The 15,917-nt window shown below is 37.8% G+C and carries 14 protein-coding genes; 10 read left to right on the top strand and 4 right to left on the bottom strand.

Going from position 1 to position 15,917, the window contains the following annotated elements; genetic code table 11:
* Positions 1-131: 131 nt before the first annotated feature.
* The 4 genes from ACKGJN_RS15015 to guaB all read left to right on the top strand — a co-directional run bounded on the left by ACKGJN_RS15015 (position 132) and on the right by guaB (position 5,367).
* Entirely contained in the window at positions 132-1,175 is a 1,044-nt protein-coding gene (locus ACKGJN_RS15015) for a Fe(3+) ABC transporter substrate-binding protein (protein ID WP_409540368.1), read from the top strand.
* Complete coding sequence (locus ACKGJN_RS15010) at positions 1,156-2,817, top strand: ABC transporter permease (RefSeq protein WP_409540367.1); 1,662 nt, start codon at positions 1,156-1,158, stop codon at positions 2,815-2,817. Before ACKGJN_RS15015 ends, ACKGJN_RS15010 begins: the two co-directional genes overlap by 20 nt.
* A 9-nt stretch (positions 2,818-2,826) precedes the next feature.
* Positions 2,827-3,813, top strand: coding sequence for an ABC transporter ATP-binding protein (locus tag ACKGJN_RS15005; RefSeq protein ID WP_409540366.1), 987 nt, complete (start codon positions 2,827-2,829; stop codon positions 3,811-3,813).
* Between the two features lie 81 nt (positions 3,814-3,894).
* Positions 3,895-5,367: an IMP dehydrogenase gene (guaB, locus tag ACKGJN_RS15000; protein WP_409540365.1), complete on the top strand. Its 1,473-nt coding sequence runs from the start codon at positions 3,895-3,897 to the stop codon at positions 5,365-5,367.
* 70 nt (positions 5,368-5,437) lie between these two features.
* Here guaB and ACKGJN_RS14995 read toward each other — a convergent pair whose 3' ends face one another.
* The 3 genes from ACKGJN_RS14995 to ACKGJN_RS14985 form a co-directional block, all read right to left on the bottom strand.
* Complete coding sequence (locus ACKGJN_RS14995) at positions 5,438-5,947, bottom strand: OmpH/Skp family outer membrane protein (RefSeq protein WP_409540364.1); 510 nt, start codon at positions 5,945-5,947, stop codon at positions 5,438-5,440.
* Positions 5,948-6,029: 82 nt separating this feature from the next.
* Positions 6,030-6,269, bottom strand: coding sequence for a hypothetical protein (locus ACKGJN_RS14990; protein WP_409540363.1), 240 nt, complete (start codon positions 6,267-6,269; stop codon positions 6,030-6,032).
* A gap of 12 nt (positions 6,270-6,281) precedes the next feature.
* Positions 6,282-6,728 carry an SRPBCC family protein gene (locus ACKGJN_RS14985; protein WP_409540362.1) on the bottom strand — a complete coding sequence of 149 codons (447 nt, stop codon included), beginning with the start codon at positions 6,726-6,728 and terminating at the stop codon, positions 6,282-6,284.
* Positions 6,729-6,911: 183 nt separating this feature from the next.
* On the opposite strand from ACKGJN_RS14985, the gene ACKGJN_RS14980 reads away from it, so the two are divergent.
* From ACKGJN_RS14980 to ACKGJN_RS14955, 6 genes are all read left to right on the top strand, one after another.
* A complete protein-coding gene (locus ACKGJN_RS14980) occupies positions 6,912-7,775 on the top strand; it encodes a peptidyl-prolyl cis-trans isomerase (RefSeq protein ID WP_409540361.1) in 864 nt (287 codons plus the stop codon).
* Positions 7,738-9,195, top strand: coding sequence for a peptidylprolyl isomerase (locus ACKGJN_RS14975; RefSeq protein ID WP_409540360.1), 1,458 nt, complete (start codon positions 7,738-7,740; stop codon positions 9,193-9,195). Before ACKGJN_RS14980 ends, ACKGJN_RS14975 begins: the two co-directional genes overlap by 38 nt.
* A 10-nt stretch (positions 9,196-9,205) precedes the next feature.
* Entirely contained in the window at positions 9,206-10,159 is a 954-nt protein-coding gene (locus ACKGJN_RS14970; RefSeq protein WP_409540359.1) for an AAA family ATPase, read from the top strand.
* 341 nt (positions 10,160-10,500) lie between these two features.
* Positions 10,501-12,765, top strand: a complete 2,265-nt coding sequence (locus ACKGJN_RS14965; RefSeq protein ID WP_409540358.1) for an aconitate hydratase — start codon at positions 10,501-10,503, stop codon at positions 12,763-12,765.
* 482 nt (positions 12,766-13,247) lie between these two features.
* Complete coding sequence (locus tag ACKGJN_RS14960; RefSeq protein WP_409540357.1) at positions 13,248-14,003, top strand: XRE family transcriptional regulator; 756 nt, start codon at positions 13,248-13,250, stop codon at positions 14,001-14,003.
* 62 nt (positions 14,004-14,065) lie between these two features.
* Complete coding sequence (locus ACKGJN_RS14955) at positions 14,066-14,650, top strand: TlpA family protein disulfide reductase (RefSeq protein ID WP_409540356.1); 585 nt, start codon at positions 14,066-14,068, stop codon at positions 14,648-14,650.
* Between the two features lie 120 nt (positions 14,651-14,770).
* Here ACKGJN_RS14955 and ACKGJN_RS14950 read toward each other — a convergent pair whose 3' ends face one another.
* On the bottom strand, positions 14,771-15,910 hold the full coding sequence (locus tag ACKGJN_RS14950) for a lycopene cyclase family protein (RefSeq protein ID WP_409540355.1): 1,140 nt from the start codon (positions 15,908-15,910) through the stop codon (positions 14,771-14,773).
* Positions 15,911-15,917: the final 7 nt, after the last annotated feature.

Here is a 15,917-nt window from a genome sequence, read left to right as displayed (position 1 = left end):
TAGCATCTTATTCAAATTTTCTTACAGGAAAAAAACTTTTTAAAAATTACATTTTTGCGGTCATTATTTAGATTTTTTAATTTAAACCTATTCTAAATAGTTATATTTGCGTTTCTAAAAAAAACAAGAAAATGAAAAAGGTTATATTTTTAATTGCACTTGTAGCATTTAGTGCCTGTAAAAATGACAACAATAAAACAGGAACATCATTAGAAGGTGAAGACAATGTAGTGAATGTTTACACCCACAGGCATTATGCCGCCGATCAGGCTTTATTTAAACAATTTGAAGAAACCACTCGTATAAAGGTTAATGTAATTAATGCCAGTGCAGATGAGTTGATTCAAAAAATGTCAATAGAAGGAGCTCAATCTCCGGCAGATGTATTGATAACTGTGGATGCGGGAAGGTTAACCCGCGCAAAGGATCAAAATTTATTGCAACCTATTGAGTCGGATATCTTAAACCGAATCATTGCACCTCACCTGAAAGATTTTGAAAATTATTGGTTTGGTTTAACTAAAAGAGCGCGGATTATGGTATATGCAAAGGACAGGGTAGACAGTAGCGATCTCTCTACCTATGAAGATCTTGCAATGGATAAATGGAAGGGGAGGATACTTATTCGTTCTTCCGAAAATATTTACAATCAATCGCTTCTTGCTTCACTTATTGTGAATAACGGGGAGGATGAAGCCAGGAATTGGACAGAGTCAATTGTTGAAAATATGGCCCGTAGCCCAAAAGGGAACGACCGCGATCAGGTTAAAGCCGTTGTGGGAGGGGAAGGAGATATTGCTATCGTAAACACGTATTATATTGGGAATATGCTAAATTCAGAAAACCCGGAAGAGGTTAAGGCGGCAGAAGCTGTTGGAATATTTTTCCCAAATCAGAATGGACGTGGGGCTCATATCAATGTGAGCGGAGCGGGAGTTGCACGTTATGCTCCAAATAAAGAGAATGCGATTAAATTTATAGAATTCCTTATTTCCAAGGAGGCACAGGAAGTATTTGCCAATTCAAATTATGAATATCCGGTAAATCCAATTGTTAAACCAGCACCACTTTTGCAGGAATGGGGTGAATTTAAAGAAGATTCTTTAAGGCTCTCCAAACTTGGTGAGTTCAACAAAAAAGCGGTATTGATTTTTGATGAAGCAGGCTGGAAGTAAAAACATTTTTTCTTTTAAATATAGACTACAACGATTAAAGCGGGATAGTAATAAGTGGGCCATACTCACTTTACTTATACTGTTTCTAATTGTTTTGCCTATTGTTTCCATAGGTGTTAAACTTTTCTCTGGTCCCGGAGAGACCTGGGGCCATATTGTGGACAATTTGCTTCTGGATTATATTGGAAATTCTCTGTTTCTTATATTTGCTTGTGGCGCAATTGTGTTGCTTTTTGGTGTTTCAACAGCCTGGCTTGTGGCAAGATTTGAATTTCCTTTAAGAAAACAAATGGAATGGTTGCTTATTCTACCCCTTGCTATTCCGGGGTATATTGTTGCCTATGCTTATGCCGGTATCTTTGATTACGGCGGGACACTTCAGTTAATTCTGGAAGCTGCAGGATTGGAATTTGTTCGGTTTGATATTATGAACAGGAGCGGTTTGGCCTTTGTTCTTGGAATATCCCTTTTTCCGTATGTTTATGTTAGTTCAAGAGCCTTTTTTTTAAACCAGGCCAATAATCTTATGGAAGCATCAGAAATGCTTGGCGTGGGGCCGGTAAAAACTTTCTTTAAATTAATGCTTCCAATGGCCAGGCCCGCAATTGTAGCGGGACTCATCCTGGTATTGATGGAAGTTTTAAATGATTACGGTGCTGCAAAATATTTTGGAGTGAATACTTTTACCACAGGGATTTTTAGATCCTGGTTTTCACTTGAAGAACCGGAAACCGCCGTGTATCTTTCAGCGCTTTTAATAGTGATAGTTTTCAGTTTAATTCTTCTTGAAAAATTTCAGAGGAGAAAATTGCGTTTCAACAGCAATCGGGATAACAATATGCGCCTTAACAGGAAAAAGGTAAGTTCAAAAATGCAACTCGTCATTTTTTTAGTGGTTTTACTGCCTGTTCTACTTGGATTTTTACTTCCTGTTGCCCAATTGATCTATTGGGCAACGCTTACCTATGAAAACGTTTTTAATCTTTCTTTCCTTACGATTTCGGTTCAAAGTTTTGGAATCGCATTTTTAACCGCATTGGTATCTGTGATAATCGCTGTAATTTTAATATTTTTCTCCAAATGGAGCCGACTTGGCTTCATTAAAAATATAGCCAAACTGGGTATTCTGGGATATGCCATTCCGGGTGCTGTGGTTGCAATAGGAATCATGATCCCAACAATTTTTATCGATAGATGGCTTATAGACGTAATGGATTATCTATTTAATGTTGAAATGGGGCTCATTCTTACAGGAACTCTTGTAGCCCTTATTTACGCATATGTGGTGCGTTTTCTTGCGGTGGCTTACAACCCTATAGAGTCTACAGCGCTTAAGGTGAGCAATGCCATTCCCGATTCCTCCAATATGCTGGGAGTAGGAAACCTCCGTACTTTTTTTAAGATAGAATTTCCGCTTATAAGAACAGGAATTGCAAGTGCATTTATCCTTGTGTTTGTTGATGTTTTAAAAGAATTACCTTTAACATTAATTCTCAAACCCTTTCATGTGAATACGCTCGCGGTGAAAGCATATGAATATGCGAGCGACGAAATGGTTATGGAAGCCGCTATTCCGTCCTTATTTATTATAGTTACCGTGATGCTTCCTGTTATATTTTTGAATAGATTACTTATTAAATAATAGTTGTTTATGCTCGAGATCGAATCGCTTTCAAAAAGCTTTGACAAAGGAAAAAGTTTTGCATTGAAGAATGTTTCTTTTCATCTAAAAGAAGGAGATGTTTGTGCTTTGGTTGGAGAAAGCGGAAGCGGTAAAACGACTTTGGTTCGGCTTATCGCAGGTTTGGAGACACCAGAAGCGGGGATTATTAGGCTTAATGGGGAAACGGTTTCTTCCCTGAATAATTTCGTGCCACCGGAAAAACGTAAAGTAGGTCTTGTATTTCAGGATTATGCACTCTTTCCTCACATGACATTATTTAAAAATGTCCTTTATGGAATTTCAAAGGATAAAAATAAAAACGAAAGGGCCCAGGAAGTCTTAGATCTTGTAGGTTTGGGAGGAATGAAAGATCGCTATCCGCATCAGCTTTCCGGAGGGCAACAGCAACGGGTTGCATTGGCCAGAGCGTTGGCACCAAATCCTTCTTTGCTTATTTTAGACGAACCTTTCAGCAATCTGGATGCGATGTTGAGGATGCAGCTTCGAAATGAGATTTTCGAAATTGTTAAAGCAACCGGGGTTACTGCCATTTTTGTCACTCATGACACTCAGGATGCATTAGCTGTGGCAGATGAGATTCTAATCCTTCAGAATGGTGAATTAATTCAGAAGGATGAGGCGGCAAACTTATATACAAAACCAAATTCCATTTATGTGGCTTCCTTGTTTGGAAACACAATTCAGCTAAGTAATGAACTTCAGTCGGCATTTCAGTGTCCACTTAATCCTGCATGTTCTCACGCCATTCGAAATGAGAATTTTGCCATTAATGAAGAATGTGAACATGTGACCCATGCCCGGGTGATAAAAAGAACGTTTTTAGGCCATGACACCCAGTTATTGCTGAAGCTTGACAGCGGTCAGAAAATTTCGGTACTCACCAAAGACAGGAATGTAGCCGATCTCATTATGATAGGTTTCAATTCCAAAGATGTTTTGGAGTTCAATAGCTAATCAGATTAATTGAATTGAAAAGTAAGTTCCGCAATTGCATTAATTTTTGTATATTTGCACGCAATTAAATCTTTAATTGCTATGATTGCACATGAATCCAAAATTTTAGGGGAAGCACTAACTTACGATGACGTATTATTGGTTCCGGCCTATTCTGAAATATTGCCCAGGGAAGTAAGTATTCGTTCCAAATTCACAAGAAATATTCCTATTAATGTTCCAATTGTATCCGCAGCTATGGATACAGTGACCGAGAGTAAAATGGCGATTGCCATGGCGCGGGAAGGTGGAATTGGTGTTTTGCATAAAAACATGTCTATTGAAGAACAGGCCATGAAAGTGCGAAAGGTAAAACGTGCAGAAAGCGGAATGATCATAGATCCGGTAACGCTGCCAATTACTGCTACTGTGCAGGATGCCAAAAGCAATATGAAGGAGCACAGTATTGGAGGAATTCCAATTATTGATAAAGACGGGAAATTACTTGGAATAGTTACCAACAGGGATTTACGTTTTGAAAAAGAAAGCAACAGGCCTATTTCTGAAGTTATGACTTCAAAAAACCTGGTAACGGTTTCTGAAGGTACTTCTCTTGAAGAGGCTGAAGGAATCCTTCAGCAATATAAAATTGAAAAGCTTCCGGTAGTAAATTCTGAAGATGTACTTGTAGGATTAATAACCTTCAGGGATATTACCAAACTTACCCAAAAGCCGGTAGCCAATAAAGATTCATACGGAAGATTACGCGTAGCTGCAGCACTTGGAGTTACTGCCGATATCGTTGAGCGGGCTTCGGCTCTAGTAATCGCCGGTGTAGATGCCGTAGTAATCGATACAGCCCACGGCCATACCAAAGGAGTGGTTGAGGTATTAAAAAAAATAAAATCAAAGTTCCCGGATCTTGATGTAATTGTTGGAAATATTGCTACCGGGGCAGCAGCCAAATATTTGGTGGAAGCAGGAGCCGATGCTGTAAAAGTAGGGATAGGACCGGGTTCAATTTGTACCACCAGGGTTGTTGCCGGGGTAGGTTTCCCTCAGTTCTCTGCGGTATTGGAAGTTGCAGCCGCAATTAAGGGTAGTGGCGTTCCTGTAATTGCCGATGGAGGAATTCGGTACACAGGAGATATTCCCAAAGCCATCGCTGCCGGTGCAGATTGTGTGATGTTGGGATCCCTTCTTGCCGGAACTAAAGAATCCCCCGGTGAAACTATAATTTTTGAAGGAAGAAAATTTAAATCCTATCGGGGAATGGGATCTGTAGAGGCGATGAAACAAGGTTCTAAAGACAGGTATTTTCAGGATGTGGAAGATGATATCAGGAAACTGGTTCCCGAAGGAATTGTTGGAAGGGTACCTTATAAGGGAGACCTGGAAGAAAGCATATTTCAGTTTATTGGCGGATTAAGAGCCGGAATGGGGTACTGCGGAGCAAAAGACATCGCAACACTTCAGGAAAAGGGGAAGTTTATTAAAATTACCTCTTCCGGAATTCATGAAAGTCATCCGCATGATGTGGCGATCACCAATGAATCACCAAATTACAGCAGATAAAATTTTGTAAACATAAAAAAAGCCGGTAAAGGAAATTTCTTTTACCGGCTTTTCAGTTATGTGTAGGTAGTTATTCTTTTACGGTTATACCCATTTTTTTCATCACAGACTCCGTAATATCATATTTTTCATCGGCATAGGCAAGTCCGTTTGCACTTGTGTTTAAAATTTGGGTATAACCTTGTTCCGATATGATAGCTTTCATCGCCTCATCAATTTGCAAATAGAGTGGTTGGGTAAGTTCATTATTTCTCATTTGCATAAGGACTGAAGCTTTTTGTCTGAAATTTTTAATTTCATTTTCAAGAGTTATAATTTCATCTTCTTTGCTTTTCTTTTCTTCTTCAGTAAATGTAGCAACGTTTGCCTGGTAAGCGGCAACCAATTCTTCATAGTTCTTTATTGTGGATTGTAAATTCTCCTGAAGCTCTGTATTGTAGGTTTTCATGTCTTCCTGAACCTGCACCATTTCCGGCATTTGTTGTAGGATGAAATCTGCATCTATAGTGCCTACCTTTGTTTGTGCATGTAAAGAAGTTCCTGTAATAAGAATTGCAAGTACTAAAATAATATTTTTCATGTTTGTTTGATTTTCAGCAAATATATAAGAGCAAATTAAATAAACAGAAGATTTTTTATTGAAAAAATAAATTTTAGGTATATTAGGTATATAAGGTAGCGCGATGAGGTTTTAAAATGTCTCTATATTTTTTCATATCATTTTCCGGCACCACCCAAAAAGCTGAAGAATGCATCTCTGAAATTTGCTCTGTTCCGGTGATGCTAAGCAGATCCAATCCTTCAGTTTTTATAAAATCCTTTAAATGAATTTCGTGATGTTCAGCGGTTTTGTTAGCGCCTGGTCCTCTAAAATCCCATATTAGTTTTATTTGTCTTTCCATATTTTCTAATTGTTACTTTACACTTTTCCCTTCTTCGGCAAAAGTTTTAAAATCTTTCATGAATTGAAAGGATTGTTTTTTAAAAGTTCCGGGCATTAATTTTCCTATTAATTTCATAAACCCTGAAAACCGGAATTCACTATAGGAGACCCAGCGGGTTGAAGTGTTGGATTCCTCTTCGAAATAATTTTTCTGAATATTATAAACCCCTTTTGTTTCATAGGTTGTATGAAGCTCTTTTGGAAGGTTACTTTTGATAATAGTTTCAATCATTTCAATTTCCCGTCCGTTCATATTATAAGCAAGTTTGCTGCAAGCCCCTTCTTCACCTGGATTTCCGGAAATGTGTTGATAGGAAATAAAGCCTTTTTGCCAAAATTTAAAGTTTTCTGGGTTTTCCATTTTGCTTATTACTTCTTCCCTGGGAAGCTGGATAATAATTTCATGACTGTACTTCATAATGGTTCCATTTTTGTTAAGATCCAAGGTAGTTAAGAAATTTAAGACTTTTTATAATTTCTTTAATTTGAAATCGTTTAAGCTTATAATTTGTGGGAGGTTAAGGAATTCTTATTTTTGCCGCACTATTAGCTGTTTAGGTTTTTATAAGCATTCGCGAATAGTTTTAATTTTATCGATTTAATGGGAAACTTTCAATTTAAATTTATAATACCCCTGGTTATACCTTTATTTTTTTCAGGTTGCGAATATTTTAAAGAACCGGAGGAACGTGAAATCGTGGCCAGGGTAAATGAAAGTTATCTTTACAAAGAAGATATCCAGGCATTAATTGGTGAAGATACCTCGCCTGAAGATAGCACCCTCATAGTTTCCAATTTTATTACCCGCTGGGCCACTCAGCAATTATTGATAGATAAGGCCAGGTATAATTTGAGTCAGACCCAACAACAGGAGTTTGATGAACTGGTAAAAAATTATAAAAATGAACTGTATACAAAAGCCTATGCCGATGCTTTGGTAGCAAAGCAACTTGATACTTCATTTAATCAGGATGAAATCGAAAGCTATTATCAGGAACACCTGGAAAATTTCAGGTTGAATGAAGATTTGGTGAAATTGCGATTTATAAATCTTGATAAGAACAGCCTTGATTTTCAGGAAATGAAGAAGAAGTTCGTCCGGTTTAATGAAGAGGATAAAATAGATCTGGATAAAACAGCCCTTCAGTTTAAGGGATATTCTTTTAATGATTCTGTTTGGGTAAGCACCCGTTCGGTTTATGACAGAATTGGCCCTTTAAACGATGGGAACAAATCCCAATTATTAAAAAAATCCAATTTTCTTCAGCTCGAAGATTCATTAGAAGTATATTTGGTGTATGTAAACGATGTTTTGTTAAGAAATGATCAGGCTCCCCTGGAATATGCTACTTCCACGATCAAGCAGATCATCCTTAACAGGCGAAAAGCCGATTTGGTTAAAGAATTAGAAAAAGATATAACAAGAGATGCAATTGAAAACAAAACATTTGAAATTTATAATTAACAGCACCGCTGTTTTATTTATGGTATTTGCCCTGGGAAATTCTGGATTTGCCCAGGAGGTTATTGTAACAGATAGTACGGCAATACAACCTAAAACTGAAATAGCAGAAGTTAAAGTTCTTCCCGGAAAAGGGGAAAGGGTTAAAGTGGATGGGATCGCAGCCGTGGTTGGAGGCTTTGTAGTTTTAGACAGCGATATAGAACTTATGTACAAAGATCTTAAAAGCCAGGGGGTTTCTACTGCCGATGTTACCGACTGCCAGTTAGCCGGTAGTTTGCTGGAAAATAAACTTTATGCACATCATGCCATTCAGGATAGTATTATTGTTGCCGATGCCGAGATAGGAAATATGGTAGACCAGCAGATATCTCAAATGGTAGGGCAAATTGGTTCTATCGAAAAGGTGCTGAATTTTTATAAAAGAGATTCTGAGGATGGTTTTAGAAAGGAATTATTTGATATCAATAAGCAACGGGAATTATCAACAAGAATGCAACAAAAAATCGTTGAAGATGTAGAAATCACTCCGGATGAAGTAAGAGCTTATTTTGAGAACATCCCGGAAGAAGAGCGGCCGTTTTTTGGAGACGAGGTGGAAATAGCCCAAATAGTTATTAAACCTGAGATCCCTCAGACTGAGAAGCAAAAAGTTATAGACCGACTGAATGATTTTCGGGATGATGTTATTGATAATGGAGCCAGTTTTTCTACAAAAGCGGTGCTTTATTCACAAGATCCAGGATCGGCGGCAGATGGCGGAAAAATGATAATTACGCGTAAAGATGGGCTGGATAAGGACTTTAAAGATACCGCATTTAGTTTGCAGGAAGGTGAAGTAAGTGAGCCTTTTGCTTCCATGTTTGGTTACCATATTATTAAGGTGGAACGGGTTATTGGACAAAATCTGGAAATAAGACATATTCTGTTAATTCCTGATGTAACAAGTGCAACTGTAGAAAACGCTAAAAAGGAAATTGACAGTATAAGATTTCAAATTGTAAATAAGGAGATCACCTTTGAAAAAGCGGCTGAAAAATTTTCAGATGAGGAACAAACTGCCGCAAACAAAGGGAAACTTATAAACCCAACCACTGGCGATACCAGGTTTGAATTAACCAAAATAGATCCCGAAATTTATGATCAGGTGGTCAATTTAGAAGAAGGAGAAGTTTCACTTATACTTTCTGAACAGGATAGAACGGGGAGGTTATTTTATAAATTGATCACTGTTAATAAACGATACCCAGAGCACAAGGCCAATTTTGCACAGGATTATATGAAGATCAAAGACCTGGCATTAAGACAAAAACAACTGAATGTCATCTCAGATTGGATGGAAGAAAAAATTGCAGATACCTATATAAAAATTAACGGAAAATTCCGTAATTGTGATTATAGTAGTAACTGGTTAAAAAAATAAAGAAGTTCAAATGTCTGATGTAGCCGCAGTAGGATCTCTCGTTGAAAAGCACAAACAGCTTAAGCAGGAAATTGCAAAAGTAATTGTTGGGCAGGAGGAAGTGGTGAATCAAATTTTACTCTCCATCTATTCCGGCGGTCATGCGTTGTTGATAGGTGTTCCGGGTTTGGCAAAAACCCTGATGGTAAATACAATCGCACAGGCCTTAGGGCTCAATTTTAAAAGGATCCAATTCACTCCGGATTTAATGCCGAGCGATATATTGGGATCAGAAATTTTAGACGAAAACCGACACTTTAAGTTTATTAAAGGGCCGGTTTTTGCAAATATCATCCTTGCAGATGAAATCAATCGTACTCCTCCAAAAACCCAGGCGGCCATGTTGGAGGCCATGCAGGAACGGGCAGTAACGGTTGCGGGAAATCACTATAAATTAAGTCAGCCTTATTTTGTGCTGGCAACCCAAAATCCTATTGAGCAGGAGGGAACCTATCCCTTGCCGGAAGCTCAACTGGACAGATTTATGTTCGCTATTCATTTGGATTATCCATCTTTTGAGGAAGAAGTGGATGTGGTGAAGAAAACGACTTCTGGTTTTGATGTTCAGGTGAATCCTATGTTCACTGCGAGTGACATTGTTGAGATCCAGCAATTGATACGCCGGGTTCCGGTGCCTGATAATGTGGTGCAATACGCTGTTAACCTGGTTGGGAAAACCCGGCCGCAAGGTAATACCGCTCCAGAGATCATCAAAAACTATGTAGATTGGGGAGCTGGGCCAAGAGCTTCACAAAATCTCGTTTTAGCGGCAAAAGCACACGCTATAATCAATGGGAAATTCTCTCCCGATATTGAAAATATTCAGGCTGTAGCTATTGGAATTCTTCGGCACAGGATCATTAAAAATTATAAAGCTGAAGCAGAGGGAGTTTCTGAAGAACAAATCATCCGGAAGCTTTTTTAGCTGAAGCATTTTATAATAATTCAGAAATTTAATCAGTACCAATAATTACAAGAATACGCTCTTTCCGTTATCTCCCCATTCTCCGGTTTTCTATTTATTTTAGAAGAAATCTATCAAAAAAATTACAGGAATCCAACTTCATAAATTGTTAAAAACATTCTCCTTTTGTCAAATTCTAAAAATAAGGAGGTTATTTTGATTTTTACCTAATATTCTATACTCAGAATTGATTAGTCTTAAACTATTGTTACAAAATACCGAAATATGGTTCTGATTTTTAATTTCGGATCGAAATTCGTAATTTTGCGAGACTTTTTTAGAACAAAAAACCCCTTATAAATATGGCATACGATATTGATATGATTAAAAAGGTCTATAGTCAAATGGCCGACCGAGTTAATAAAGCACGTGAAATTGTTGGAAAACCTTTAACCCTTTCAGAAAAAATACTTTACTCTCATTTATGGGATGGAGAAACCAAAGAGGTCTTTACCAGAGGTAAGGATTATGTAGATTTTGCACCAGATAGGATTGCCTGTCAGGATGCAACTGCTCAAATGGCTTTGTTGCAATTTATGCAGGCCGGTAAGAAAACGGTAGCGGTTCCAACCACAGTTCATTGTGATCACCTTATTCAGGCAAAAATGGGCGCTGCAATAGATCTTCAGGCAGCCAATAAGAGCAGCTCTGAAGTTTTTGATTTTCTTGAGTCGGTATCAAATAAATATGGAATAGGATTCTGGAAGCCAGGCGCAGGTATTATTCATCAGGTAGTTTTGGAGAATTACGCATTTCCTGGCGGTATGATGATAGGAACAGATTCTCATACGGTAAATGCCGGTGGGCTGGGAATGGTAGCCATTGGAGTAGGTGGTGCAGATGCTGTTGATGTTATGGCCGGAATGGCCTGGGAGCTGAAATTTCCGAAACTTATTGGGGTGAAACTAACCGGAAAACTTTCGGGATGGACCTCTGCAAAAGACGTGATTTTAAAAGTTGCAGGAATTCTTACCGTAAAAGGTGGAACAGGAGCAATTATTGAATATTTTGGTGAAGGCGCCACTTCTATGTCCTGTACAGGAAAAGGAACCATTTGTAATATGGGAGCTGAAGTAGGAGCAACGACTTCCACTTTTGGATATGACGATTCTATGGAGCGTTACCTGAATGCTACAAACAGAGCAGATGTTGCCCAGGCTGCGAATGAGGTAAGAGAACACCTTACCGGTGATGATGAAGTATATGTAAATCCGGAGCACTATTTTGATGAGGTAATTGAAATTAATCTTTCTGAATTAAAACCTCATTTAAATGGACCTTTTACGCCGGATCTTGCAACGCCAATTTCTGAAATGGCGGTAAAAGCAAAGGAAAATGACTGGCCAATAAATGTTGACTGGGGTTTAATAGGCTCCTGTACCAATTCATCTTATGAAGATCTTACGCGTGCAGCTTCTATAGCAAAGCAGGCGGTAGATAAAAGGGTAAAAGCAAAATCTGATTTCGGTATCAATCCCGGTTCAGAAACGATTCGTTTCACCGCACAGCGTGACGGTTTGTTGCAAATATTTGAACAACTTGATGCTACAATTTTCACAAATGCCTGTGGACCTTGTATTGGTCAATGGGACAGAAGTGACCGCAAAGGAGATGAAAAAAATACGATCGTGCACTCTTTCAATAGAAACTTTTCCAAACGTGCCGATGGAAATCCAAACACACACGCTTTTGTAGGTTCCCCGGAAATGGTTGCTGCTATTGCAATTTCAGGAAGGTTGGATTTTGACCCTACAAGGGATAAATTGTTAAACGAAGACGGAGAAGAAGTAATGTTGGATGAGCCAACAGGTATTGAACTTCCTCCAAAAGGATTTGATGTAGAGGATCCTGGTTATGTAGCTCCATCTGAAAATGGAAATGTGGAAGTTAAGGTAGCTACAGATAGTGAGCGGTTACAGTTATTGGAACCTTTTGATGCCTGGGAAGGTGATAACTTAATGGGCGCAAGGTTGCTTATTAAGGCCTTTGGAAAATGTACTACAGATCATATTTCTATGGCCGGACCCTGGTTGAGATACCGTGGACATCTGGATAATATTTCCAATAACATGCTAATTGGTGCCATAAATGCTTTCAATAAGAAAACCAATTTCGTTAAAAATCAAATCAATGGCGAATATGATGGTGTTCCTGCAGTAGCGAGAGCTTACAAAGCAGCAGGAATCCCTACGGTAGTTGTTGGAGACCATAATTACGGGGAAGGTTCTTCCCGTGAGCACGCAGCCATGGAGCCACGGCATTTGGGCGTAAGAGTGGTATTGGTGAAATCTTTCGCCCGTATCCACGAAACAAACCTGAAAAAACAGGGAATGTTGGGGATAACCTTCCAAAATGAAAGCGATTACGATTTAATCCAGGAGGATGATACCTTTAATTTTATAGACCTTGAAAACTTTGCGCCAGATACTCCTTTAACCATAGAGGTGGTTCACGCAGATGGAAGTAAAGATGTGATTAAAACAAACCACACCTATAACCAGCCTCAAATTGAATGGTATAAGCATGGATCTGCCTTAAACCTTATCAAAAAGGAAAACGGAGCTTAGAAACCAAATTATATTCTATTTTAAAACCTCCGAAATTTCGGGGGTTTTTCTTTTAATCCCTCATTGAGGGTTTAATTCCCCCTGGCCTGCCCGAATCATTCAGACGGGTTTGCCTCGGATTTTTTAAAGTAATTTTCAATTCATACCTCGTGGGCTTGCCCCGAGGTTTTGCTTCCTACAACGGAGTTTTATTCCTTGATACCTTCCAGCTAAACGGAATTCCTTGTAAACCCCTGGAGGCTATTTTCCGTCGGAACAAAATGGGTTTAAAATATTCCTCAAAATCCAGATATAGTGATTATTTATCACCTAAATAATTGATTTCAACTTCTTTTCTTGAAAATTATACTGCTTGATTAACAGTTTGTTAACTTTTGTTTATACTGACACCAAGGCTTTTACTATTTGTAATTATAAAAGAAACAATCGTTGAATATATACCCGACCTTTGTAATGCTAATTATCCACCAATAAACTCCAATATGCTCAACAGGATAGACTTAGGAAACAGACTGAAACAGTTACGAAAAACTAAACAATATTCTCAACAGTTTGTAGCAGAAAATCTTTTCATCACTCAGGCCGCGTATTCTTTAATAGAAAACTCTCAAAATGGTATTATCGCCGAACATGTAGTTGGTTTGAGTAATCTCTACGAAGTAACCACAGATTATATTTTAAAGGGAGATAAGCATTTAATTCGAATATCTCCTTCCAACGGGTTTGTGCCCTATGTAAAAATAAAGGCACATGCAGGCTATGTAAAAAACTTATCGAAAGAAATTTCTCCAGGTGATTATGAATGGTACCGGATTCCCGGTTTTAATGCTACCCTGGAACATCGTCTTTTTGAAGCTGAAGGAGAAAGCATGATCCCTACCCTATTTCCTGGAGATATTATAATTACCCAAACGCAAAATAATTGGGATCAAATCCTGGATGGTTCTCTTATTTTAATTGTAACAAATGAGTCCTTGCTTATCAAAAGATTTAAGAAATCTAATGAGCAGGATGTTTTTATTTTTGAAAATGATAATCCTGAAGCTGGCGAAGAGCTTATTTTTTCAAAAGATGAAATAAAGGAAATAATGATGATTTGCGGAAAAATAAGCAATGTGTTAGTACCTCATCATCATAATGGCGCCAATGGGAAAATTAAAACAATGGAGGAATCCATAGAATTTCTTAAAAAGGAACTTCTTTCAATCACCGAAAAACTAAGTATAAAAGAGAGTTAAAACATTTGCTTTCTTGCGCCCTGTCGGTAATTTTCTTTTCTTTACTATTTAATAGTAAAATAATGAAGCTCTTTAAAAATCAGTGGTTTAATATAATTATTGTTGTAATTATCCTTGCGATGATAATCCCGGGGACGCGGAAACCAATACAGATATTTGTCAATAAACTGATTGCTTTTAGCCCTTCAGTCACTTCAGAAGAAGACAGGACCGCTATTGCAGATTATAACTGGGCTTTAGAGAAGAATAATAAGGACCGCCTGGATTTTTCGACATTAGAAGGAAAAGTGGTTCTGGTTAACTTTTGGGCTACCTGGTGCCCTCCCTGTATTGCAGAAATGCCTAGTTTTCAATTGCTATATGAAGATTATGGTGATAAAATTGATTTTCTGTTCGTCTCTTCTGAAGATCATGAAACAGTTCGAGGATTTTTGTATAGAAAGAATTACACCTTGCCTGCTTTTCGGCCGCTTAGCGAAGCACCGGAACCACTAAACGGAAAGACACTTCCTACCACCTTTTTAATCGATAAAAGCGGTAATATTGTGATTAGGAAAGTTGGAGCGGCAGATTGGAACAGTGAGAATGTTAGAAAAACCATCGATGAGCTTCTGGCTGAAAAAATCAGCGTGAAATTAGCATTATAGAAACAAGGTGCAAACACCGAATAAGATATGCGAATTACATCTGACCAATAAAAAAATACAAAACACATATGAAAACCAATTGATAAATTCCAATTGGATTTTTTCCGGATGAATGGGAATTTAAAATATTTTCCTGAAAAAGGATTTTATAAATTCAAGATGAAAAAGAGAAATCATAATTTTTAGCTCTTCTGAAAATACCGTTTCTTCATCCAGGTATTTAAAAATTTCCTGAGGGGTATTTTTAGTGTAAAATTTACTGAAGATATCCTCTCCCAATTCATTATTTTTCTGAAGCACATTCAGAAAAATACCATCATACCAATTAAAACGTTTATTTATTAAATCCTTAGAAGGTTTTTTGCCTGCATGAATATTCTCAATGATTTGCGCCACCTTTTTTTCAGTATGCTTAAAAGAATATCCGGTAGAGCCTTTAACCCAGGAGCCTCCGGTCCCAATTTTGGTGATCTCAGGGGTACTTTCCAAATGAAATGGATAATCGGTCATGGGAATAACTCCTTTTTCAGATTCTGTGATCTTATAATTTTCGATCTTGAGAATATTTTCAATATAATTTTTCAGGTATTTATCATAAACGGCCTCTTCGGTTAAAAAGGGAGTGAAAAAGGTGAATTCTACCAGAGCTTTATTTTCTGAAAGAGGTAAAACATACGTGAAACTTGTACTTTTCTTGAATTTCAGCCGATAATCCATCATAGTGAATACAGACTTGTCAAATTGAGGATTTTCAGTTTCAATTACCCATCCTTTAAAATGCTGAAATATTGTTGAAGATTTGGGATCGTCAAGGTATTCGGAAGAAATTCTGCTATCAAAAAAATGTGTGGCCGTATAGCCTCTTTTTAGCCCTTCGGCCTTCATTTTAACAGGATCAATATTTATGATCTCATCTTCAATAAAATGAAAATCTCCGGTTGCTTCCAGTTCTTTTTTGGCTTTTGAATAAAAATCAACAGACCGGATCATTTTATAAGTATAAGGAGAAAGATTCAGGGTTTTATTTGTGGTGGAAGAAATAAATTTTGCCTTATCCCAGTGTTTAGTAACCAGGTCATCCCATTTTCCTGCTCCCTGTTCCCAAAAACACCAGGTCTTATTGGCAGGATTGTTTAGATTATGATCTATGATCGCAATGGATTTCCCCTTAAAAAATAAATCTCTGCTGAATTCCAATGCAAGCTGAAGGCCTGCTAACCCGCCCCCTACGATAACATAATAATAATTACTGCTCCACATGTAGTGG

Origin of the sequence: Gillisia xinjiangensis (genome assembly GCF_046298265.1) — a bacterium.
Taxonomy (GTDB): domain Bacteria; phylum Bacteroidota; class Bacteroidia; order Flavobacteriales; family Flavobacteriaceae; genus Gillisia; species Gillisia xinjiangensis.
Note: the sequence above shows the minus strand (reverse complement) of the source record. Positions and strands in the feature narration are given on the sequence as shown.